At 65.1% G+C, this 21,579-nt stretch carries 14 protein-coding genes; 10 read left to right on the top strand and 4 right to left on the bottom strand.

Annotated elements, in window-relative coordinates:
- Nucleotides 1-17 precede the first annotated feature (17 nt).
- Genes PCJ49_RS23240 through PCJ49_RS23250 form a run of 3 tightly spaced genes read right to left on the bottom strand, consistent with a single transcriptional unit; the run spans nucleotide 18 to nucleotide 4,212 of the window.
- Complete coding sequence (locus tag PCJ49_RS23240; RefSeq protein WP_269913064.1) at nucleotides 18-2,543, bottom strand: MtrB/PioB family decaheme-associated outer membrane protein; 2,526 nt, start codon at nucleotides 2,541-2,543, stop codon at nucleotides 18-20.
- On the bottom strand, nucleotides 2,540-3,790 hold the full coding sequence (locus PCJ49_RS23245) for a DmsE family decaheme c-type cytochrome (protein ID WP_269913065.1): 1,251 nt from the start codon (nucleotides 3,788-3,790) through the stop codon (nucleotides 2,540-2,542). The genes PCJ49_RS23240 and PCJ49_RS23245 overlap by 4 nt, the downstream gene beginning before the upstream one ends.
- On the bottom strand, nucleotides 3,787-4,212 hold the full coding sequence (locus tag PCJ49_RS23250; RefSeq protein ID WP_244559575.1) for a c-type cytochrome: 426 nt from the start codon (nucleotides 4,210-4,212) through the stop codon (nucleotides 3,787-3,789). The genes PCJ49_RS23245 and PCJ49_RS23250 overlap by 4 nt, the downstream gene beginning before the upstream one ends.
- A 269-nt stretch (nucleotides 4,213-4,481) precedes the next feature.
- Between PCJ49_RS23250 and PCJ49_RS23255 the strand changes: the two genes are divergently transcribed.
- Genes PCJ49_RS23255 through PCJ49_RS23270 form a run of 4 tightly spaced genes read left to right on the top strand, consistent with a single transcriptional unit; the run spans nucleotide 4,482 to nucleotide 7,752 of the window.
- Nucleotides 4,482-5,018 carry an RNA polymerase sigma factor gene (locus PCJ49_RS23255; RefSeq protein ID WP_244559574.1) on the top strand — a complete coding sequence of 179 codons (537 nt, stop codon included), beginning with the start codon at nucleotides 4,482-4,484 and terminating at the stop codon, nucleotides 5,016-5,018.
- Nucleotides 5,019-5,059: 41 nt separating this feature from the next.
- The gene (locus tag PCJ49_RS23260; protein WP_269913066.1) at nucleotides 5,060-5,749 is read left to right on the top strand and encodes a hypothetical protein; all 690 of its coding nucleotides are present in this window, start codon (nucleotides 5,060-5,062) and stop codon (nucleotides 5,747-5,749) included.
- A gap of 21 nt (nucleotides 5,750-5,770) precedes the next feature.
- Nucleotides 5,771-6,820 carry a polysaccharide deacetylase family protein gene (locus PCJ49_RS23265; protein ID WP_269913067.1) on the top strand — a complete coding sequence of 350 codons (1,050 nt, stop codon included), beginning with the start codon at nucleotides 5,771-5,773 and terminating at the stop codon, nucleotides 6,818-6,820.
- Nucleotides 6,817-7,752, top strand: coding sequence for a hypothetical protein (locus PCJ49_RS23270; RefSeq protein ID WP_269913068.1), 936 nt, complete (start codon nucleotides 6,817-6,819; stop codon nucleotides 7,750-7,752). The genes PCJ49_RS23265 and PCJ49_RS23270 overlap by 4 nt, the downstream gene beginning before the upstream one ends.
- A 13-nt stretch (nucleotides 7,753-7,765) precedes the next feature.
- On the opposite strand, the gene PCJ49_RS23275 is transcribed toward PCJ49_RS23270, so the two are convergent.
- Nucleotides 7,766-9,121 (bottom strand): DUF1329 domain-containing protein, encoded by a 1,356-nt coding sequence (locus PCJ49_RS23275; protein WP_269913069.1) that lies wholly within the window; start codon nucleotides 9,119-9,121, stop codon nucleotides 7,766-7,768.
- A gap of 132 nt (nucleotides 9,122-9,253) precedes the next feature.
- Here PCJ49_RS23275 and PCJ49_RS23280 point away from each other — a divergent pair, with 132 nt between their 5' ends.
- From PCJ49_RS23280 to PCJ49_RS23305, 6 genes are all read left to right on the top strand, one after another.
- A complete protein-coding gene (locus tag PCJ49_RS23280; RefSeq protein WP_269913070.1) occupies nucleotides 9,254-10,828 on the top strand; it encodes a DUF1302 family protein in 1,575 nt (524 codons plus the stop codon).
- A gap of 1 nt (nucleotide 10,829) precedes the next feature.
- Complete coding sequence (locus tag PCJ49_RS23285) at nucleotides 10,830-12,572, top strand: ABC transporter ATP-binding protein (RefSeq protein ID WP_269913071.1); 1,743 nt, start codon at nucleotides 10,830-10,832, stop codon at nucleotides 12,570-12,572.
- A gap of 154 nt (nucleotides 12,573-12,726) precedes the next feature.
- A complete protein-coding gene (locus tag PCJ49_RS23290; protein ID WP_269913072.1) occupies nucleotides 12,727-13,923 on the top strand; it encodes an MdtA/MuxA family multidrug efflux RND transporter periplasmic adaptor subunit in 1,197 nt (398 codons plus the stop codon).
- Nucleotides 13,920-17,075, top strand: a complete 3,156-nt coding sequence (locus PCJ49_RS23295; protein ID WP_269913073.1) for an MdtB/MuxB family multidrug efflux RND transporter permease subunit — start codon at nucleotides 13,920-13,922, stop codon at nucleotides 17,073-17,075. The genes PCJ49_RS23290 and PCJ49_RS23295 overlap by 4 nt, the downstream gene beginning before the upstream one ends.
- Nucleotides 17,072-20,167 (top strand): multidrug efflux RND transporter permease subunit, encoded by a 3,096-nt coding sequence (locus PCJ49_RS23300; RefSeq protein WP_269913074.1) that lies wholly within the window; start codon nucleotides 17,072-17,074, stop codon nucleotides 20,165-20,167. Before PCJ49_RS23295 ends, PCJ49_RS23300 begins: the two co-directional genes overlap by 4 nt.
- Entirely contained in the window at nucleotides 20,164-21,576 is a 1,413-nt protein-coding gene (locus PCJ49_RS23305) for an efflux transporter outer membrane subunit (RefSeq protein WP_269913075.1), read from the top strand. The genes PCJ49_RS23300 and PCJ49_RS23305 overlap by 4 nt, the downstream gene beginning before the upstream one ends.
- Nucleotides 21,577-21,579 lie beyond the last annotated feature (3 nt).

Here is a 21,579-nt window from a genome sequence, read left to right on the forward strand (position 1 = left end):
CGGGGGATCGCCCCCCTTCAAAACGTGTACTGTACGAAGAACCCCACCGTCTGCGCCACGTAATTCTCCGGGCGAACGCCGAGATAGGTGTTGTCCCCCGTCGTCCCCGCCTGCAGGCCGGTATAGTGGAAATCCACCACCCGTTCCTGGTTGAAGCGGTAAAACACGCGGTAGGAGACGGTTTCGGTCAACTGGTGTCGCAGCTCCGCCTTCACCATATGGCTGTTATAGGTGATGGCGGGGAAGCCGCTGCCGGCCTGGGCCGCACTCATCACATTGAAGAACGCCTCGGTGCTGGCGAAGCGGTAATTCATCGCCGTCTTGGCATGGGCGAAGACATAATCCAGGTTCAGGGTGAAATCACCCCAACTATGCAGGCCGTTCAGCCCGGCGGTGTAGATGTCTGACCCCACCGTCTCTTTCCAGCTATTGGCCAGCGGATAGGCCCGACCGCCGGCTTCCCCCGTCACGCCCTGGCCGCTGGCATTGATGTTGGCAACGTCGCGGTTCTGGTTCTGATAGGTCAGGAAGGTGGTGAACTTGGTCGCCGCCGACATCTGGTAGCTATAGGCCGTGCTGGCATCCCAGGCGCGGGTGGAGCGCAGGCCATAGGCGGCATCATAATCGGTCAGCTTCAGGCTGCCGGTCACCTGCAGATCACTGCGCGGGCTCAGGATATAATTGCTCTGCCCGCGCACCACATGCTGGGTGCGGTCGGCCATGTCGAATTTCCGCAGGTCCGACAGCACCCAGGCCACATCCCCGGCAGAGCTTGCCGGGATGTAACCCGGCAGGGAGGTGGAATAGGAACCGCCATAGGGGTTGGAGACATAATCGCTGCCCGTCCGCCGTGCATATTCATAGGACAGGCGCGCCGTGCCCCATTCATAGCCAGTGGTGGAAACTTGCAGGCGGCCAATATGGTCGTTGCTGTCCGTCACCTCCCGCACCGAATGGTCGACGGCATCGTTGGTGTAGGAGACGTCCAGCTTCAGATGCTTGTCCAGCCGGTAATCGGCCTTGGCCTTCAGGGTCAGACGATCATTGGCGAACGGCATGTTCCGGATCTGCACCCGGCTGCCGGCCTGATTGGGGCGATAGATACCGCTCTGCGACGGGATGAAGGGGGCCAGCCCGCCATCAAGGGCGATATAGCCATATTGGCCCGTCTGCGGGTTGAAGGCGACGTAGTTGGTGCGGTTCTCCTCGTTCCGGCCGCGCGCTTCCAGCGACAGGCCCAGGTCGGGGGAGACTGTGTACTGATATTGCACCATGTAATTCAGCACATTGATGGCGGCATTCGCAGAGGGCTGCGACAGGGCGCCGGTGCTGTTCCACTGGTCCAGATTGATGCTGTCGCGCCCGCTGGCAATGATGCCGGTGCCGATGGTCGGGGCCAGCAGATCATCATCCTGGCGCATCATCGTATAAGACAGGCTGCCCGTCAGGCGAGAGGAAGGCGAGAGGACCAGCGCCGCATCGCCCTTGAAACTATGGGCATAATTATCCGGCGGCAGGCTGAGCCGGCCCACCGGCGGGATATACATGCCGGGCGCATTGATGGAATTCAGCCCCGGATTGTCCCAGACCAGTTCCCGGTTCTGATTATGGAAGAAGGAACCGGCATAGGCGAAATTGGCCAGGAAGTTCTTTTCCTTGTACCGGACCCCGGCGGTGATGTCATAGGTCTGGTAATCGATCGGCAGGGCGATCTGGGTGGCCCCGTTCTGGAACGGATAGCCAAAGGTGGCGCTGATCGGCTGGGTGCCCTTGCGCATTTCCACCGAGCCCCGCATGAACAGCTCGGTATTCTCATCCACCGTATAGGACAGCGCATTGCCCGCCTTCTCGCGGGTGATTTTCAAGGTCAGCGCATCGGCGGCAGCCGCCACATTATTGACCTGCGCGGCGGTGGATTTGGCGGGCGTCAGGCCCGGCTTCAGGGTCAGCCGGTTGCTGCCCACCCCATCCCACAATGATTTGGCCGTTGTGGAATAGGTGTGGGGGATGGAATCGAAATACCACAGCGTGTTGAACACGCCATAGCGCCCGATTTCCAGCTGATAATACTGATCCTCCCGCCCGACATTCTGGCCCAGGGCTGAGACATGCAGCGCGGTTTTGCGGTTTTCTGCCGCAAAGCCGATGCTGGTCAGCACCGGCCCGCTGTTCCAGGCACCATATTCCTTCAGCGCCGCCGCCCCCTTGTTCTTGCCGAAGGTGCCGATATAGCCGGCCTCCGCCCAGCGCAGCAGCCACCAATCGGGGTTGGCCTCGCTCTGCTTCATCTCCGGCGTCAGGAAAGGCAGCGGGTACATCAGGCCGGTGGGCGTGCGCGTCACATCATCCAGCACAGACAGGCCGTTAACGTCACGCCCCCGGCTGTAAAGCTGGCCCTGCGGGTTCAGCACATTGCCGGGGCCGCCATAGCCGGTGGCCGAACTGTCGGCCAGCGCCTGGGCGGCGCCAGCCAGATCCATCATGTCCAGCAGGGCCGCTGCCAGCAGCCAGCGGGCGGGGGAAGATGTCAGCCGCTTCCTCATCGTTCGAACCTGGAGCCGGAGGGAGAGTTCGAGCCATGCACATTGGTGTGGCAGGTGGAGCAGGAGGTGGCCAGCAGCCTGGGGTCCGGCATGGCACCACCGGCCATGTTGCCCGCCGTCAGCAGGGCACCGGGATGGCTGGACTGGGAATGGCACTGCTGGCACAGCACCGGGCGCGGGGCGGTCAGCAGGGCTTCGAAGTTCGACCCGTGCGGCGAATGGCAGTTCAGGCAGCTTTCACGCACCGGGGCATGTTCGAACAGGAACGGCCCGCGCTTTTCGGCGTGGCAGGTGTAGCAGACCTCATTCACGCTGTCGGCCTTCAACAGCGGGGCGGTGCTGGAACCGTGCGGGTTATGGCAGTCGGTGCAGGACAGCTTGCCTTCCAGCAGCGGCATATGCGACCGGCGGGAGAATTCGGCGTGCTGGGCCTTGTGGCACTGCAAACAGGTCTCGTTGATGCTTTCCTTGGCCGTCAACCCGCGCGAACCGAAATTGGTCATCGGGTTATGGCAGTCCGAACAGCCGACCTGATTGCTGTCATGGATGCTCTGATGCCAGAAAATCCGCTGGCCGCCTTCATGGCAGGTCAGGCACTGGCCGTTCTGTTCCGGCAGCGGGGTTTTGCTTTTCTTGGAAAAGGCGATGATCTTGGTCAGGTCCGACGGGTCTTCCACATGGGCCGAGCCGGGGCCGTGACAGGCCTCGCAATTCTGCGCCTGCCGGTCATTCTGCGGGTTCAGGTTGAAGACCTTGGCATGAACCGTATGGGCCCAGTTCATGCTTTCCTGCTGGTGGCAGGCGGTGCAGGTCTCCTGCCCCACGAAGGTGCGGTCGGTTGCCGGGGGGATGCTGGCCGGTGCGGGGGGCGCCGCAACGGGTTCAGCGGCGGCAACCTGGGTCACCGCCGCCGCCTTGCTCTCCGTCTGGCCGGCGCGTTCCTGCGATGCCGCCATGCCATCCAGCCATTTCCAGGTCGCCGGCGCCTTTTCCGCCGCCGGCTTGGTGGGTTCGGCGGCGTGGCCTGCCCCCGCACCTGGCAGGGTCACACCCATGCCGCTATGCAGGGCCGCGATATCGGCATCAATGCGCAACATGGCCTTGTCATCGACCTTGCCGGCATGGATGCGTGCCATTTCGGCCCGCAGCGCTGCGGGATCGGGTGTCATGCCAGCGGTTTCAGCCTGGGCGGCAACGCCCAGCCCGAAGGCCAGCAGCAAAGCGGGGAGCAGGCGGCCGATCATCATTTACCGCCCAGGCTTTTCAGATAGGCCACCACATCGGCGCGCTGCTGCGCATCGGGCAGCATGAAGGGCATCTTATTGGCCAGCGAGGCGTCGCCGGCATAATCATCCAGATATTTGCGCGGGTTCTGCAGGTACGCGGTCAAGGTTTCTTCCGACCAGACCAGCCCCTTGGCGGCGGCGGCCTTCACGGCGGGGGAATAGCTGTAGCCATCCACCGACCCGGCCGCGCGGCCGACAACACCGAACAGGGTGGGCCCCACCTTGTTCTTGCCCGCTTCCACCGTGTGGCAGGCGGCGCAGCGCTTGAAGACCTGTTCGCCAGCGGCGGCATCACCGGCGGCCTGCGCCGCGCCGGCAGTCCCCAGCGCCAGCAGCATGGCCAGCGTTCCAGCGGCCTTCATCATCGTCTTCCCCACAAACATCCGGCTTCTCCCCATTGGGTCCGGACCTGTGACGGATGGGCGGTGCGGTTTATTCCCGCCCCTTGCGAAAAAACTTTTGAAAGATTTTCGCGCGAAAATCGAAGGGACCGGGAATAAGCCCGCCACCCTATCCGTCTGAGAGGGTGAGGCGTGACTTTCCGGGGCATTCAGCCCTGGGAGCCGGTGGATGGTGATTATATGCTGATGCGGCGACGGTACGTCGTACCCCCCCAACCCCGTACCCGATCCGTGTCGGAGAGCCGGTAGCCGTGACACGCCCCAAACAGTTTGCCAATGCGCTGATCGCGCAGCTTCCGGCGTTGCGGCGTTATGCCATGACGCTGGCGGGCAATGTCGCCCAGGCTGACGATCTGGTGCAGGATTGCATTGAACGGGCACTGCGCCAATCGGCGCAGTTGCGGGAAATGCCGCTGCTGTCGGCTTGGCTGCGTCGTATCCTGCGCAATCTCTATACCGATGAGATTCGCAAGGGCCGCACGCGGGGCACGGAGCAGGACATTACCGAACTGGTCGATGCGGTGGAGTTGAGCGCACCGCCGGTCGATACCGGCGCGGCGCGGGATTTTATCGCGGCGGTCAATCGGCTGGCACCCGAACACCGTGAAATATTGTTGTTGGTGAGTGTGGAGGAACTAAGTTACCGCGAGATAGCGGAGGAATTGAAAATCCCGATCGGCACCGTGATGTCCCGTCTGGCCCGGGCACGTGAGCGGTTGCGGTCGGTTTTACAAGGAGAAGGCGCGGAGGTCATACCGCTGCCCGTGGCACCGAAAGACAAGATGTGAGCGAGCATCGACCCATAGAGCCACCGATCACGGAGGAAGAGTTGCACGCCCTTATCGATGGCGAGCTGCCGCCCCACCGTGCGCGCACGGTGGAAGCGATGATCCAGGCGGATGCCACATTGGCCGCCCGCGTCGCCGACTATCGCGCCCAGAAGGCGATGATGAAACAGCTTTACGGCCCCCTGATCGACCGGCCGGTGCCGCAGCACCTGATCGACCGGGCAAACGCCATTCCTGCCGCCCGCCAGGGCTGGGGCGACTGGCGCCGGTTTGCCGCCGCTGCGGCCGTCGCCATCCTGGTGGCCGGCGGCGGGGCCCTTTGGCTGCGGCCCGGTGCGGCACCGGGCGATGTGGTGGCGCTGGCACTGGATGCCCGTACCGCCAGCCTGCCCGGCACGCCGGCGGACCTGACGCCCTATAATGAGGCGTTGAGCCGGATCATGGAGCTGAAGGTGAAGGTGCCGGACCTCAGCCGGGCCGGCTATACGCTGGCCGGTGTGCATCTGGAGGAGGATGCGGCCAGCATCGCCTATCGGGATGCGCAGGGTAAACTGGTCACCATCTATCTGCGCCAGTCCGACGGCACGGTGCGGTTTGATCAGTTCAAACGGGCCGATCTGCGCATCTGTGTCTGGCAGGATGACCGGCTGTCCATGGTGATGGCGGGCGACATGTCGGCCGCCATCATGCAGCGGCTGGCCAGCATGGCCTATATCGGGCTGACGGCCTGATCCTTTCACCCGAAAGGGAAGATGATGTTGAAATCCCGGCTGGTGAACCTGCGCTTTGAACTGCGCGGCTGGCGGTCGTGGCCGATGCCGGCCAATGCCAGGCGGGTGTTGATCTATCACGGCGTCACCCGCACCGGCGACCGGCGTTTCAACACGCGCTTTGTCTCTGCCGCCCGGCTGGCTGCCGATCTGGCCATGCTGGCCGCCATCCCCGGCCTGCGCTTCGTGCCGCTGGATGATCTGTTTGACCGGCCGGATGCGGCCGGCCCGCGTGTAGCCGTCACCTTTGATGATGGCTATCGCAATTTCCTCACCCATGCGCTGCCGGTGCTGTCGGCGGCGGGGGTGCCGGCGACGCTGTATGTCACCGCCATCCGGGCGGTGCGGGAACTGGCCCATGCGCGGGACTTCCTGCCGGGTGGGGAGCATGAACCCTATCTCTGGGCTGATCGGCTGGACCTGACGGCCTGGGAATATCCCGGCCCGCTGACGGTGGCGGGGGATGTTTTCGTGCAGGACAGCGCCCGGCAATGGCGGCGCCAACGCGATGGCGTGCCGCTGAAACGCCTGTGCAAGACAAGCCCGCCCGGCTTCCTGGCCGAATTGCTGGCCGTCCTGGAACGACATCGCTGCAATGGCGTATCACAGACCCACCTGCCGGCGGACCTGGCGGATTACTGGCGCCTGCTGGATGAAGGGGAACTGGCCCGGCTGGGCCGCCATCCGCTGGTGCGGCTGGGGGGCCATGGGGTCAGCCATTGCAACTTCTCCACCCTGTCCAGGGCAGAGGCGGCCGCCGAACTGGCCTTGGGCAAGAGCTGGCTGGAGGGGGTGAGCGGCCAGCCGGTGCATGATTTCGCCTGGCCGGACGGGGATTACAGCCCGGCTTTGGCCGATCTGGCCGAACAGGCGGGCTATCGCCGCCAGGGACTGACTGATTATGCCCGCGCCGAGGATGTTGGCGATCCCCGCCTGATCAACCGGCTGGGCGTGAACCCCTTCATCAGTGCCAGGGCACAGCGCGCCATCGTGGCCGCCGGTGGCTATGGGCACGAGGCTTACGCGGCATGAGCCTGTCCATCGCCCCCCTGACCCCTTCCACCATCCCGCATATGGTCGCCGTCATCAATGGCGTGACGGGCCAGCGGCTGGACCCGGCACGCTGGCAACGCAAATATGGCCCCGGCAGCCCGGCCGGGCCGGGCAAGGGCTATGTGCTGTATGAGGATGGCCAGCCTGTCGGCTGCATCGGTGCCATCCATTTCCGCATAGAGGCGGCGGCACAGGTGCTCAGCGGCTGGCAGCTGTGCGACATCTTCATCGCCAAGGGCCTGCGCAACGGGCGGGCCACGCCCATGCTCTATGAAGCCTTGATGGAGGAGATCTGGCGCGATGGCGGCGACCTGACCTTCGGCTTCTGCAACCCGATGAGCGGGGCCTTGCTGAAACGCCGGCTGGCCCATCAGGAAATCAGCCGGATTGATCCGTTTGAAATCCCCCTGGCCCCAGCGGGTGGGCTGGGTGCCCGGCTGCGCCGCCGGCTCTGGGCCCCGCTGGCGCTGGCTGGGGTTGCGGCGGCCGACCTGCCGCCGGGAATGGTGGCGGCACCGGCGATGGATGCTGCCGGGCAGCCATCCTTCTGGCGGGTGCGGCATGATGGGGATTATCTGGCCAGCCGGCGGGCCATGGGGGCGCATGTCGTCACCATCCGGGGCCGCCTTCTGCTGCTTTCTCCCGGCGGGGTGCTGAAGGTTGGGGGGATGGAACCCGTCACCCCGGCAGAACTGCCGGCCCTGCTGGCCGAACTGCGCCGGTTCGGCCGCAGCGTCGGCGCCGGCTCCATCCGCTTCATGGTCGACCGGCGCGACCCGTTGCATGACCAGTTGCGCGCCGTGCTGGGCCCCCCGCCAGAGGGCTGGTTCCTGACCGCCGCCCCCAAGCCGGGACAGCCGATGCCGCCCCAGGGAATGCGCGTTTGCTTTGCTGATTATGAGAATTTTTAAAAGCGGCTCCCCTTCACCGCGACCGGGCGGCCAGCGCCTCCGGGCTGAAATATGTTGCCGGGTGGGGGGCGGTCAGTTGGTAATGCTGCGGGGCCTCGTTGAAGGCGAAGGTGAAGGCATAACCGCCCAGTTCAAAATCATGCACGAACTGGCTGCCGATCACGACCGCTGGCACGTCCGGCATCAGGTACATGCTCGCCTGACCGAATTTCCACAGCTTGCCATTTTCATCCCAACCATCAGCATAGACAGCCATCCAGGTATCTTCATCCAGATAAAGCCGGCGGCGTGGCACCACATCATGGGCGCCTTGGGCCAGCGTGCCTTCCACCACCCAGACCCGGTGCAGCTCGTACCGCAGCGCATCCGGGTTGGGGTGGTCCTTGCCCAGCACGCCGGACAGTGGCAGCGTATAGAGCCGGTTGTTATTATAGGGCACATACATCTCCGCCTTGCCGACCAGCTTGAAGCTGTAATGGTCCAGCGCGCCGAAAAAGATGTAATATTCATTCTGCGTCATATAGCCGGCGGCATTGGGGTCTGGCACGTCATAGGAAATGGGCGGGGCCTTGCGCACCCGCTTTTCCCCCGGCAACAGCCGCCAGGCCGCCAGTTCCCGCCGTTTGATATCCAGCGACTGCCAGTAAAGATATCCCTCTCCGATACGCGAGGCCGGGGCCGTCGCCAGACGGATGCTTTTGAAGTAATAGCCGTCCAGATCGGCCGGCTTGGCACCGGGATAGTAATAGGGGAAATCCGCAATCTCCCGATAGGCGCTGGTCAGTTCCACCGCCCCACCCGCCGGCACCACATAGGTGCTGACCGTCAATTCCCGCGCCGGCCCCCAATAGGCCAGCAGATGGTTCCACACCGCCTGGAAGCCGTCCTTCGGGATGGGGAAGGGGATGCCACCAATGGCACCTTCCACCCCATATTGGATGCCGCCCGCCGCCGGGCGGGCGCTGGTGGCATTGCGGAAAATATTGTCATAGACCGCCTGCGGGGCCGCCGCCGTGCGGTGGCTGGGATAGATATCCATCCGGTAGCCGGGATGGGTCCGGAACAATTGTTTCGCCCCTTCCGGCAACCGGTCGGCATGGTCCTGCCAATTGGCGGCGGTGATGGAAAACAGCGGCTTTTCCCCGGCAAACGGATCGCGCCGGGGGCCGCTGGTCACGGCATAGGAGGGATCGACCAGCCCGCCGGTCCAGGCGGGGATGCTGCCATCCTTGTTGCCGGCCCGTTCCGCCCCCACGGGCGTCAGCGTGGTTTTCAGCGCCGCTGCTTCTTGTTCGGAAACCTGTGCCCAAGCAATGGCAGAGGGAAGGCTGACCAGCAGGATAATGGACAGGACAGCGAATATTCGCATAGGGTTCGGCACCGGACGCCCTGTTCTCCGGCGTGTAGGCCGCAACGGCCCGTTGCTCTTGCCGGTTCTGCCCATGCGGCCCGGCGGCGGCGTCGGGCCACAGGGCGGGGCGATCATTACCCAGGGTGGGAAGTGACACAAGTGGCAACTCATTTCCGCCCGTCTTTGTCCCGTCGGATCAGGCCGCTGCTGTTGGGCTGTGCCTGCCTGCTGCCGGGCGTGCCGGCGCTTGGGGGGGAAATCTACAGTGCCGACGGGCTGACCATCCGCTGGGACAATATGCTGCGCTATACGTTGGCCAGCCGTCTCAACAGCCAGGATGCGGCCCTGCTGGCGGATTTGAACTGGGATGATGGCGACCGCAATTTCAAACCGGGCCTGATCTCCAACCGGCTGGATCTGGTCTCTGCCCTGGATATGGCCAAGGGGGAATGGGGTGTCCATGCCAGCGCCATGGCCTGGTATGACCGGGTTTACCGGCAGGGTACCGATGCCGCCCAACTGCCCGCCGGCAATGCGTCGGCCGCCGCCCCCGGCCGCTTCGCCCCCGCCGTGGCCGACCTTTACGGCCGCCATGCCGAACTGCGCGAAGCCTTCGCCTACGGCAGCGTCACCCTGGCCGACATGCCGCTGACCCTGCGGGCCGGGCGGCAGACGCTGCTCTGGGGGGAGAGCCTGTTTTATGACGCCAATTCCATCGCCGCCTCGCAGGCCCCGGTCGATTATACCCGCCCCATCGGCACGCAGAGTGCCTATAGCAGCGATGCCTATCGCCCGGTGGGGCAGGTCGCCCTGACCCTGCAGCCGGCGGCCGATCTGTCCTTGTCCTTTTATCATCAGCTGGAATGGCGGCCGGCGCGGCTGTCGGGCAGCGGCACCTATTTCAGCTATCTGGATCAACTGGGGGCGGGTGGCGACCGGCTTTATATCGCGCCCGGCCGTTTTCTCTCCCGTGGCCCGGATGTCACCCCATCGGCCAGGGGGCAATATGGTGCCTCCCTGCATATCCAGGCCGATGGGGTGGATTACGGGCTCTACGCCCTGCGCTACAACGCCATGGACCCGCAATATCGCAGTTGGGTCCGCCCCGGCGCCACCGGCAGCAGCGTCGGGCGCTATCAACTGGTCTATCCCGGCGGTATCCAGCTTTATGGCGCCAGTTTCAGCGCCGCTGCCGGTGAGGGCATGGTGTCCGGTGAACTGGCTTATCGCCGCCATATGCCGCTCTATCTGGCCAGTTCCAGCTATGCCGATACGGCCGGCGATAATGCCTTTGTCACGGGGCAGACCTTGCATGGGCAATTATCGCTGACCACCCCGTTCGGCCGCACGGCGCTGTGGGACAGCGCCGACCTGAATGCGGAGGCCACGTTTGATGCCGTGCTGGACCATCAGCCCACACCGGTCAGCCCGCAATGGAAGCCGGTGGCATCCAAGCTGCGTGTGTTGTTCGAACCCCGCTATTTCCGGGTGCTGCCCAACCTGGACCTGACCGTGCCCATCGGGCTGGGCTATAATCTCAGCGGACATAGCCTCAGCTACCGGGTGCAGAATGAAGGGGCGGGCGACCTGTTCCTGGGCGTCACCGCCACCTATCGTTCCGTCTGGAAGGCCAGCATCAGCCTGACCCATTTTATCGGCTCCGCTGACCGGCAATGGCTGGCCGACCGGGATTATCTGGCATTCACCCTGGCGCGGACCTTCTGAGATGCCGGGGACAAGGGCGGCCATGCGGCTATGGGGGCGGCTGTTCGCCGATATCTGGCAGCAGTCGCGGGGGCGCCTGCTGGTCTGGGTGCTGGGCACCGGGCTGGTGACGGCGGGCACCCTGGCCCAGACCGAATTGCTGAAACGCGTGGTCGACCGCGCCTTTGCCGCCAGCGTCTCCGGCGGGGAACTGGCGCTGCTGGCGGGGGCGGCCGTGCTGTTCGCCGCGCTGCGCGGTGTCGGTGGCTATGGCCAGATGATGTCGCTTTCTGTGGCCGGCACGCGCGCCGTTTCCACCTTGCAGAAACAGGTGGTGGCGCGGCTGATCGGGGCCGATCTGGCCTATCTTCAGGCCCGTGTCTCCACCGGCATTGTTGCCCAGGTGCAGCGGGATACGTTGCTGGTGCAGAATATGCTGGGGCCGGGGCTGGGGGCGGTGGGGCGCGATCTGGTCACCATGCTGGCCCTGGTCGGCTGGATGTTCTGGGTCGATTGGCGGTTGAGCCTGTTCACCTTCATGGCGCTGGCGCTGGGCGCCCTGCCGATCCGCCAGTTGGGCCGGCGTGCCGCCGCCCATTCTGCCACGCTGAATGCGGAAATTGTCCGCATGGCCGCCCGGCTGGGCCAGTTGCTGCAGGGCATCCGGCAGGTGAAGACCTACCGCATGGAAGGGCCGGAGGTGGCGCGCGCCTGGGCCGCCATGGACCGCACCACCAATGCCTATGCCGGGGAAATCCATGTCCATGCGCTCTCCACCCCCTTGATGGAGCTGATTGGCGGCATCGGGCTGGCAGCGCTGATCCTGCTGGGCGGGGCGGGCCTGTCCGGTGCCGGGCCGGGGGCGGGCACGCTGGTGGCCTTTACCAGCGGCTTCGTCGCCATCTCCCTGGTGCTGCGCCGGCTGGCTGCCGCCATGGTGGCGCGTCGCAATGCCGATGCCGCCCTGGCCCGGCTGTTCGATCTGGCCGACACCGCCCCGGTGATCGCGGAGGCGGCCGACGCGGTTGACCTGCCCCGGCCGCAGGGGGCGATCCGCTTTGAACAGGTGGATTTCGGCTATGGAGACGGCCCGGCGACGCTGACCGGCCTCAGCCTGGATATCCCGCCGGGGGCCAAGGTGGGGCTGGTCGGCCGGTCGGGGGCCGGTAAATCCACCCTGCTGAACCTGATTCCGCGTTTCCATGATCCGGATGCTGGCCGTATCCTGATTGAGGGGCAGGATATCAGGGGTGTCACCCTGTCCTCGCTGCGCCAGCACGTCACCCTGGTCAGCCAGGAAAGCGGCGTCTTCGACGATACGATCCATGCCAACATCGCCTATGGCTGCCCCGGTGCCAGCCGGGACGCCGTGCGGATGGCCGCCCAGGCTGCCCTGCTGGATGAATTTATCGCCAGCCTGCCCGATGGCTATGACACGGCGGTGGGGGAGGGCGGGGCCCGGCTGTCGGGCGGCCAGCGCCAGCGGCTGGCGCTGGCCCGCGCCATTTTGAAGGATGCCCCCATCCTGCTGCTGGATGAGGCCACGGCCTCGCTGGATTCGCTGACCGAACGGGCGGTGCAGGGCTTTCTGGACGGCTTCGCCCAGGGCCGCACCACGCTGGTTGTTGCCCACCGGCTGCATTCAGTGAAGGATGCCGACCTGATCCTGGTGCTGGATCAGGGGCGTCTGGTCGAACAGGGCACGCATGACGCCTTGCTGGCCAAGCAAGGCATCTATGCAACCTTGTGGCAGGGGCAGCAATGATCGCTGCCTGAAATACGCATTCCCTGCCTTTACGCCACCATCACCATGGGATGGGGGGCGCTGCTGCCAGCCCGTGTTAAATAAAAGTAATGCAGGGCGAAAGATTTAGCGGCGTATGAAATCCCATAAGATTGTTTAAAAACCGGTGATCAAGATGGCGAATGGGCGGCTCCGGCTTGGTGCCTGGGTGTTGGGCGGCGTTGCGGTTGTGGGGCTTCTGGGCTGGGTCATCCTGCATCGCCCGCCGGCGGCGGATATCGGGCGCGGCCGTGCCGGCATGGTGCCTTCGGTGGTCGCCGCCCCGGTGACCAAGGGGGAACTGCCGGTCACCGTACGCGCACTGGGCACCGTCACCCCGCTGTCGCGCATCACCGTCCGCCCGCAGCTTTCCGGCCAACTGGTGGAGGTTGGCTTCCAGGAAGGCCAGACGGTGAAGCAGGGCGACTTCCTGGCCCAGATCGATCCCCGCCCCTATGAATTGTCGCTCAGCCAGTATCAGGGCCAGTTGCAGCGCGATCAGGCGCTGCTGAAGAATGCCAAGCTGGATCTGGAGCGTTACCGCGTGCTGGTGCAGCAGGACAGCATCGCCCGCCAGCAACTGACGGCCCAGGAAGCCCTGGTGCAGCAATATGAGGGCACAGTCGCCAGCGACATGGCCCAGATCAACACGGCCAGGCTGAACCTGACCTATGCCCGCATCACCGCCCCCGTTTCCGGCCGGGTCGGCCTGCGGGTGGTCGATCCCGGCAATTACGTTACCACGGGTGATGCCAATGGCATCGTCACCATCACCCAGATGCAGCCGATGAGCATCATCTTCACCCTGCCGGAAGATCAGTTGCCGGCGGTGCGGGCGCAGTTGCGCCAGGGGGCCACGCTGGCCGTCACCGCCTATGACCGGGCCGGCAAGACCAAACTGGCCGAAGGCCGGTTGACCACGCTGGACAATGCCATCGATACCAGCACCGGCACGGTGAAGCTGCGTGCCAGCTTCGATAATGGGGACGAGGCCTTGTTCCCCAACCAGTTCGTCAATGTGGAAATGCGGGTGGAGACGCGGACCGATGCCACGCTGATCCCCAGCGCCGCCCTGCTGCAGGGGGCCAAGGGACCGTTCGTCTATGTGCTGGACGCGGAAAACAAGGTTTCCGTCCGCCCGGTAACCCCTGGCCCCGCCTTTGGCCAGCAGGTCGCCATCACCGCCGGGCTGGAGCCGGGGGAAAAGGTGGTGACCGACGGCACCGACAAGCTGCGTGGCGGCATGGTGGCCAAGGTGGCGGGCGACCGTGCCGCCGCCGCTGACGGTGCACCGGGCCAGCACACGGGCCAGCACCAGGGGGCCGGCAAATGACAGACACCCCGGTTGAATCCGGCGGGTCGGCCAGTGGGACGGGTGGCGGTGTCAACCCGTCGCGGATTTTCATCCTGCGGCCGGTGGCGACGACCCTGCTGATGGTGGCCATCCTGCTGGTGGGCATTGTCGCCTATCGCATGTTGCCCATTTCCGCCTTGCCGGAGGTGGATTACCCCACCATCCAGGTGCAGACGCTGTATCCCGGCGCCAGCCCGGATGTGATGACCTCCTCGGTCACCGCCCCCCTGGAACGCCAGTTCGGCCAGATGCCGGGGTTGAAACAGATGTCCTCGGCCAGTTCCGGCGGGGCCTCGGTCATCACCTTGCAGTTCGGGCTGGAAACCAGCCTGGATGTGGCCGAACAGGAGGTGCAGGCCGCCATCAATGCCGCCTCCAACCTGTTGCCGACCGATCTGCCGGCCCCGCCCATCTATGCCAAGGTGAATCCGGCCGATGCGCCGATCATCACGCTGGCCATCACCTCGGCCACCATGCCGCTGCCGCAGGTGGCCGATCTGGTGGATAGCCGGCTGGCGCGCAAAATCTCCCAACTGCCCGGCGTCGGGCTGGTCAGCCTGGGCGGCGGCCAGCGTCCGGCCGTGCGCATCCAGGCCAATATGCACGCGCTGGCCGCCTATGGCCTGACGCTGGAGGATATGCGCACCGCCATTGCCGCCGCCAATGTCAATATTGCCAAGGGCACGTTTGACGGGCCGTCGCGCTCCTACACCATCAATGCCAATGACCAGCTTAAAAGTGCCGATGAATATCGGCATCTGGTCATCGCATATCGCAACAATGCGCCCATCCGCCTGTCCGATGTGGCGCAGGTGACGGATGGGGCGGAAAACACCTACCTTGCCGCATGGAAGGACAAGGAACCGGCCATCATCGTCAATGTGCAGCGCCAACCGGGTGCCAATGTCATTGAGGTGGTGGATAATATCAAAAAACTGCTGCCGGAACTGAAAGCCTCCCTGCCGGCCTCCCTGGAACTGACGGTGCTGACCGACCGCACCGTCACCATCCGCGCCTCGGTCGCCGATGTGCAGGTGGAGCTGGGGCTGGCGGTGGCGCTGGTGGTGGCGGTGATCTTCGTCTTCCTGCGCAATGTGCCGGCCACCATCATCCCCAGCCTGTCGGTGCCGCTGTCGCTGGTCGGCACCTTCGCGGTGATGTATCTGGCTGGATTCTCCATCAACAACCTGTCCCTGATGGCGCTGACCATCGCCACCGGCTTTGTGGTCGATGATGCCATCGTGATGATTGAGAATATCGCGCGTTATCTGGAGGAGGGGGAGACGCCGCTGCAGGCGGCGCTGAAAGGTTCCGCCCAGATCGGTTTCACCATCCTGTCGCTGACCGTCTCCCTGATCGCGGTGCTGATCCCGCTGCTGTTCATGGGCGATGTGGTGGGTCGGCTGTTCCGGGAATTTGCCATCACCCTGGCCGTCACCATCCTGATTTCGGCCTTTGTCTCCCTGACCCTGGTGCCGATGCTGTGCGCCGTGCTGCTGCGCCCGCACAAGAAGGGGGAGCAGGAGGCGGCCAAGCCCAAGGGCTGGTTCGACCGGGTGCTGGATTTCTATGCTGTCTGCCTGCGCTGGGTGCTGCGCCATGCGCGGCTGACCCTGCTGGTGGCGCTGGGCACGCTGGGTCTGACGGCCTTTCTCTATATCACCATCCCCAAAGGCTTCTTCCCCCTGCAGGATACCGGCCTGATCCAGGCCATCACCCAGGCCGACCAGACGACATCCTTCAGTGCCATGGCGGAACGCCAGCAGAAGCTGGCGGATATCGTGCTGAAAGATCCGGATGTGGAAAGCCTTTCCTCCTTCATCGGGGTGGATGGCACCAACGCATCCATGAATACCGGCCGGATGCAGATCAACCTGAAGCCCAAGGAAGAGCGCAGCGCCGATATCAGCGCCATCATCCGCCGGCTGGGGGCGGCGACCGCCGCCGTGCCGGGCATCAGCCTCTATATGCAGCCGGTGCAGGATCTGACGGTGGAAAGCACCGTTTCGCGCGGGCAATATCAGTTCGTGCTGCAGAACGCCGATCCGGCCGCGCTGGCGGCCTGGACGCCCAAGCTGGTGGAAAAGCTGTCCACCCTGCCGGAACTGGCCGATGTCGGCAGCAATGCCCAAGACCAGGGGCTGGCCGTCTATATCACCATCGACCGGGCCAGTGCCGCGCGTTACGGCATCACGGCGGCCAATGTCGATGCGGCCCTTTATAACGCTTTCGGCCAGCGCATCATCTCCACCATCTTCACCCAATCCAACCAGTACCGGGTGATCCTTCAGGCCGATCCGGCCCTGCACGGGTCGGTGGAGGCGTTGGACAGCATCCGGCTGACCTCCAGCACTGGCGGTCAGGTGCCGCTCTCCAGCTTCGCCACGGTGAAGGAAACCGTGGCGCCCCTGCTGATCAGCCATCTGGGCCAGTTCCCCGCCAATACCATTTCCTTCAACACCGCCCCAGGTGTCGCCCTGGGCCAGGCGGTGGACGCGATTGAAAAGGCGGAGGCGGAGTTGGGCGTGCCCAGCGGCACCGTCACCAGCTTCCAGGGGGCGGCGCTCGCCTTCCGCGCCTCGCTGGCCAATGAGCTGTTCCTGGTGCTGGCCGCCGTGGTGACGATGTATATCGTGCTGGGCGTGCTGTATGAGAGCTTCGTGCATCCGGTGACGATCCTCTCCACCCTGCCATCGGCGGGCATCGGGGCGCTGCTGGCCCTGATGCTGGCCGGCAGCGATCTGGGGGTGATCGGCATCATCGGCATCGTGCTGCTGATCGGCATCGTCAAGAAAAACGCCATCATGATGATCGACTTCGCGCTGGATGCGGAGCGCAACCAGGGCATGGCCCCGGCAGAGGCGATCTATCAGGCCTGCCTGTTGCGCTTCCGCCCCATCATGATGACGACGATGGCGGCCCTGCTGGGGGCGCTGCCGCTGATGCTGGGCACAGGCATGGGGTCGGAACTGCGCCAGCCGCTGGGTATTTCCATCGTCGGCGGCCTGATCGTCAGCCAGGTGCTGACGCTGTTCACCACCCCGGTGATCTATCTGGCCTTTGACAGCCTGTCCCGTCGCCTGCGCGGCACCAAGCCGGCCACGGCGGCGGAAGGGGGGGCGACACCATGAGCCTGGTGGAACCCTTCATCCGCCGGCCGGTCGCCACCACCCTGCTGACCATCGGCATCGCGCTGGCGGGGATACTGTCTTATTTCTCCCTGCCGGTGGCGCCGCTGCCGCAGGTGGATTTCCCCACCATCTCCGTCCAGGCCTCCATGCCCGGTGCCAGCCCGGAGACGATGGCCACCAGTGTGGCCACGCCGCTGGAACGCCATCTGGGCCAGATCGCCGATGTGACGGAGATGACCTCCTCCAGCTCCACCGGCTCCACCCGCGTCATCCTGCAATTCGGCCTGGACCGGGATATTGACGGGGCGGCGCGCGATGTGCAGGCGGCGATCAACGCCGCCCGCGCCGACCTGCCCACCAGCCTGCGCAGCAATCCGACATATCGCAAGGTCAACCCGGCCGACGCGCCGGTGATGATCCTGCGCATGACCTCGGCCAGCATGACGGCGGGTCAGGTCTATGATCAGGCGGCCACGGTGCTGCAACAGAAACTGTCGCAGGTGAAGGGCATCGGGCAGGTCAATATCGGCGGCAGTTCGCTGCCGGCGGTTCGGGTGGATGTGAACCCCAACGCCCTGTTCAAATATGGCATCGGCCTGGAACAGGTGCGCAGCGCCCTGTCGGCCGCCAATGCCAATACGCCCAAGGGGGCGATTGAACAGGATGGCCAGCGCTTTCAGGTGCTGACCAATGATCAGGCCCGCAAGGCCGACGATTACCGCGACCTGCTGATCGCCTATCGCAATGGGGCGGCGGTGAAGCTGACCGATGTGGCCGAGGTGACGCAGGGCGTGGAAGACCTGCGCAACCTGGGGCTGGCCAATGGCCAGCCGGCGGTGATGATGGTGCTGTTCCGCCAGCCCGGTGCCAATATCATCGAAACCGTGGACCGGGTGCGCGACATGCTGCCCGAATTGCGGCAGATGATCCCCGGCGATATTGATCTGGCCGTGGCGATGGACCGCACCACCACCATCCGCGCCTCGCTGAAGGATGTGGAACATACGCTGGCCATCGCCGTGGGGCTGGTGATCCTGGTGGTGTTCGCGTTTTTGCGTGATATCCGCGCCACCTTCATCCCCGGTGTCGCCACGGTTGTTTCGCTGTGCGGCACCTTCGGGGTGATGTACCTGATGGGGTACAGCCTGGATAACCTGTCCCTGATGGCGCTGACCATCGCCACCGGTTTTGTGGTCGATGATGCCATCGTGGTGCTGGAAAATGTCACCCGCCATGTTGAAGCCGGCATGGGCCGTTTCCAAGCGGCCCTGCTGGGCGCGCGGGAGGTGGCCTTCACCGTTATCTCCATGAGCGTGTCGCTGGTGGCGGTCTTCATCCCCATCCTGCTGATGGGCGGGGTGGTGGGGCGGCTGTTCAACGAATTTGCCGTCACCCTGTCGGCCGCCATCATGGTGTCGCTGGTGGTCTCCCTGACCGCCACGCCGATGATGTGCGCCTATCTTCTGTCCCCGCGCGCCGCGCATGAACGCGGCCAGGGCGGCTTTTTTGATCGGTTGCAAGGCTGGTACGGCCATGGGCTGGACCGGGCGCTGGCCCATCCGCGTCTGGTGCTGTTGGCCCTGCTGGGCACGGTGGCGCTGAATGTCTATCTGTTCGGTGCCATCCCCAAGGGGTTCTTCCCCCAGCAGGATACGGGCCGCATCATGGGCATGGTGCAGGCCGACCAGACCATCTCCTTCCAGGCGATGCAGGACAAGCTGCGCCGCTTCGTTGCCATCGTGAAGGATGATCCGGCGGTGGAAACCGTGGTGGGCTTCACCGGCGGTGGCCAGTTGAATTCCGCCAATATGTTCATCTCCCTGAAGCCGCTGGCCGAGCGCAAGATGTCCGCCGATCAGGTGATCGCCCGGCTGCGCGGCAAGCTGGCCCCGGTGCCGGGCGCCAGCCTGTTCCTGCAGGCGGCACAGGATTTCCGCGTCGGCGGCCGCCCCGGCAATGCCCAGTATCAATATACGCTCTATGCCGACGATCTGGACGATCTGCGCACCTGGACACCAAGGCTGACGGAGGCGCTGCGCAAGTCCCCGGAACTGGCGGATGTCAATTCCGACCAGCAGACCGGCGGGCAGGAGGTGGCGCTGGTCATTGACCGCGACGCCGCAGCCCGCCTGGGCATCAGCATGAGCCAGATTGACAATACGCTCTATGATGCGTTCGGGCAGCGGCAGGTATCTACCATCTATAACCCGCTGAACCAGTATCATGTGGTGATGCAACTGGCCCCGCGCTTCTGGCAGGAACCCTCCACCCTGAACCAGATTTTCATCGCCAAGACCGCTGCGGCCGGCCAGCCCAGCACCATGATCCCGCTGTCGGCCATTGCCAGCCATGGTTTCGGCACCACGCCGCTGGCCGTCAACCATCAGGGGCATTTTGCGGCCGCCACCATCTCCTTCAACCTGCCGCCGGGCAAGTCGCTATCCGATGCGGTGCAGGTGATCGACCGGGCGGCGGCGGAAATCGGGATGCCAGCCAGCGTGCATGGCGGCTTCCAGGGCACGGCCCAGGCGTTCCAGTCCTCGCTGTCCAACCAGCCCTTGCTGATCCTGGCGGCGATGGTGGCGGTCTATGTGGTGCTGGGGATGCTCTATGAAAGCTATATCCACCCCATCACCATCCTTTCCACCCTGCCATCGGCGGGGGTGGGGGCGGTGCTGGCCCTGATGGCGTTTGATACGGAATTCAGCCTGATCGCCCTGATCGGCGTCATCCTGTTGATCGGTATCGTGAAAAAGAACGCCATCATGATGATCGATTTCGCCCTTGATGCGCAGCGCCACCAGGGGCTGACGGCGAAAGCGGCGATCCGGCAGGCCAGCCTGCTGCGCTTCCGCCCCATCCTGATGACCACCATGGTGGCTTTGCTGGGGGCGGTGCCGCTCGCCATCGGCACCGGCGACGGGGCCGAACTGCGCCAGCCGCTGGGCATTGCCATCATGGGCGGGCTGGTGATCAGCCAGCTTCTGACGCTTTTCACCACCCCCATTGTTTATCTTTACCTCGACCGGCTGCGGGGACGGCGTGACGACCGCCCGATACCCCACGTGACGGCACCGGAGACCGGCGCATGAAACCCCATCCCCTGATCCTCTCCCTGGGCCTGATCCTCCCCCTGGCGGCTTGCACCGCCGGGCCGGATTACCAGAAGCCGCAGGCCCCGCTGTCCAACCAGTTCAAGGAACAGCCCGAGGGCTGGCGGCAGGCCAATCCTGCCGGCGTGGCGCAGGACCAATGGTGGTCGCTGTTCGCCAACGCCGAACTGGACGGGCTGATGCGGCAGGTGGAGGTCGGCAACCAGAACCTTGCCGCCGTAGAGGCCGCCTATCGTCAGGCGCTGGCGGCGGTGGATTCCGCCGATGCCGCCTTCTTCCCCACGGTCAGCGCCAGTGCCGCGGCCAGCCGGGCGCGCAGCAACAGCAGCAGCACGCTGACCGGGCGGGAGACAACCAGTTACCGCAACAGCCGCAGCCTGACGCTGGGGGCAAGCTGGGCCCCGGATATCTGGGGCTCGGTCCGCCGGGCTTCCGAACAGGCGGGGGCCACGGCCCAGGCCAGTGCGGCCGAACTGGCAGCCGCCCGCCTGTCGGCCCAGACGGCGCTGGCCACCGCCTATTTCCAACTGCGCTCCCTGGATAGCCAGTCCAAGCTGTTGGCGGCCACGGTGGCCGCCTATCAGCGCTCCCTGGAAATCGCCCGCAACCGTCGTGCATCCGATCTGGGCTCTTCGGCCGATGTGGCCCAGGCCCAGGCGCAATATGACAGCGCCCGGGCCAATGCCATCGCGCTGACATCCCAGCGCGCGGCCCTGGAACATGCCATCGCCGTGCTGGTGGGCAAGCCGCCGGCCGATTTCTCCCTGCCCGTGGCCGATCTGCCGACCCAGGTGCCGGCGGTCCCGGCGGCCCTGCCGGCCAGCCTGCTGGAACGCCGGCCGGATATTGTGGCGGCGGAACGCCGGATGGCGGCGGCCAATGCCAAGATCGGTATTGCCAGTGCCGCCTATTTCCCCAATGTCACGCTCAGCGCCAGCAGCGGTTTCAGCGCCTCGGCCCTCGGCGATCTGCTGCGCGCCTCCAACTTCGTCTGGTCGGTGGGGCCGCAACTGGCGGAAAACCTGTTCGATGGCGGTGCGCGTGACGCCGCCAAGGCCCAGGCCATCGCCGCCTATGATCAGCAGGTGGCCAGCTACCGCCAGACGGTGCTGACCAGCCTGCAGGCGGTGGAGGACCAGCTTTCCAGCCTGAACGCCCTGCAAGGCCAGATCGATGCCCGCGATCAGGCCGTGACGGCCGCGACGGAGGCCGAACGCATCGTGCTGAACCAGTACAAGGCCGGCACGGTGGGCTACACGGAGGTGATTACCGCCCAGACGGCCGCCCTGTCCGCGCGCCAATCCGCCCTCACCGTTCGCCAGAACCGGCTGACGGCGACGGTGGCCTTGCTGGAGGCGCTGGGCGGTGGTTGGCAGGCGGCGCGGTGAGGG

Origin of the sequence: Niveispirillum sp. BGYR6, assembly GCF_027568365.1 — a bacterium.
In the GTDB taxonomy this organism is placed as follows: domain Bacteria; phylum Pseudomonadota; class Alphaproteobacteria; order Azospirillales; family Azospirillaceae; genus Niveispirillum.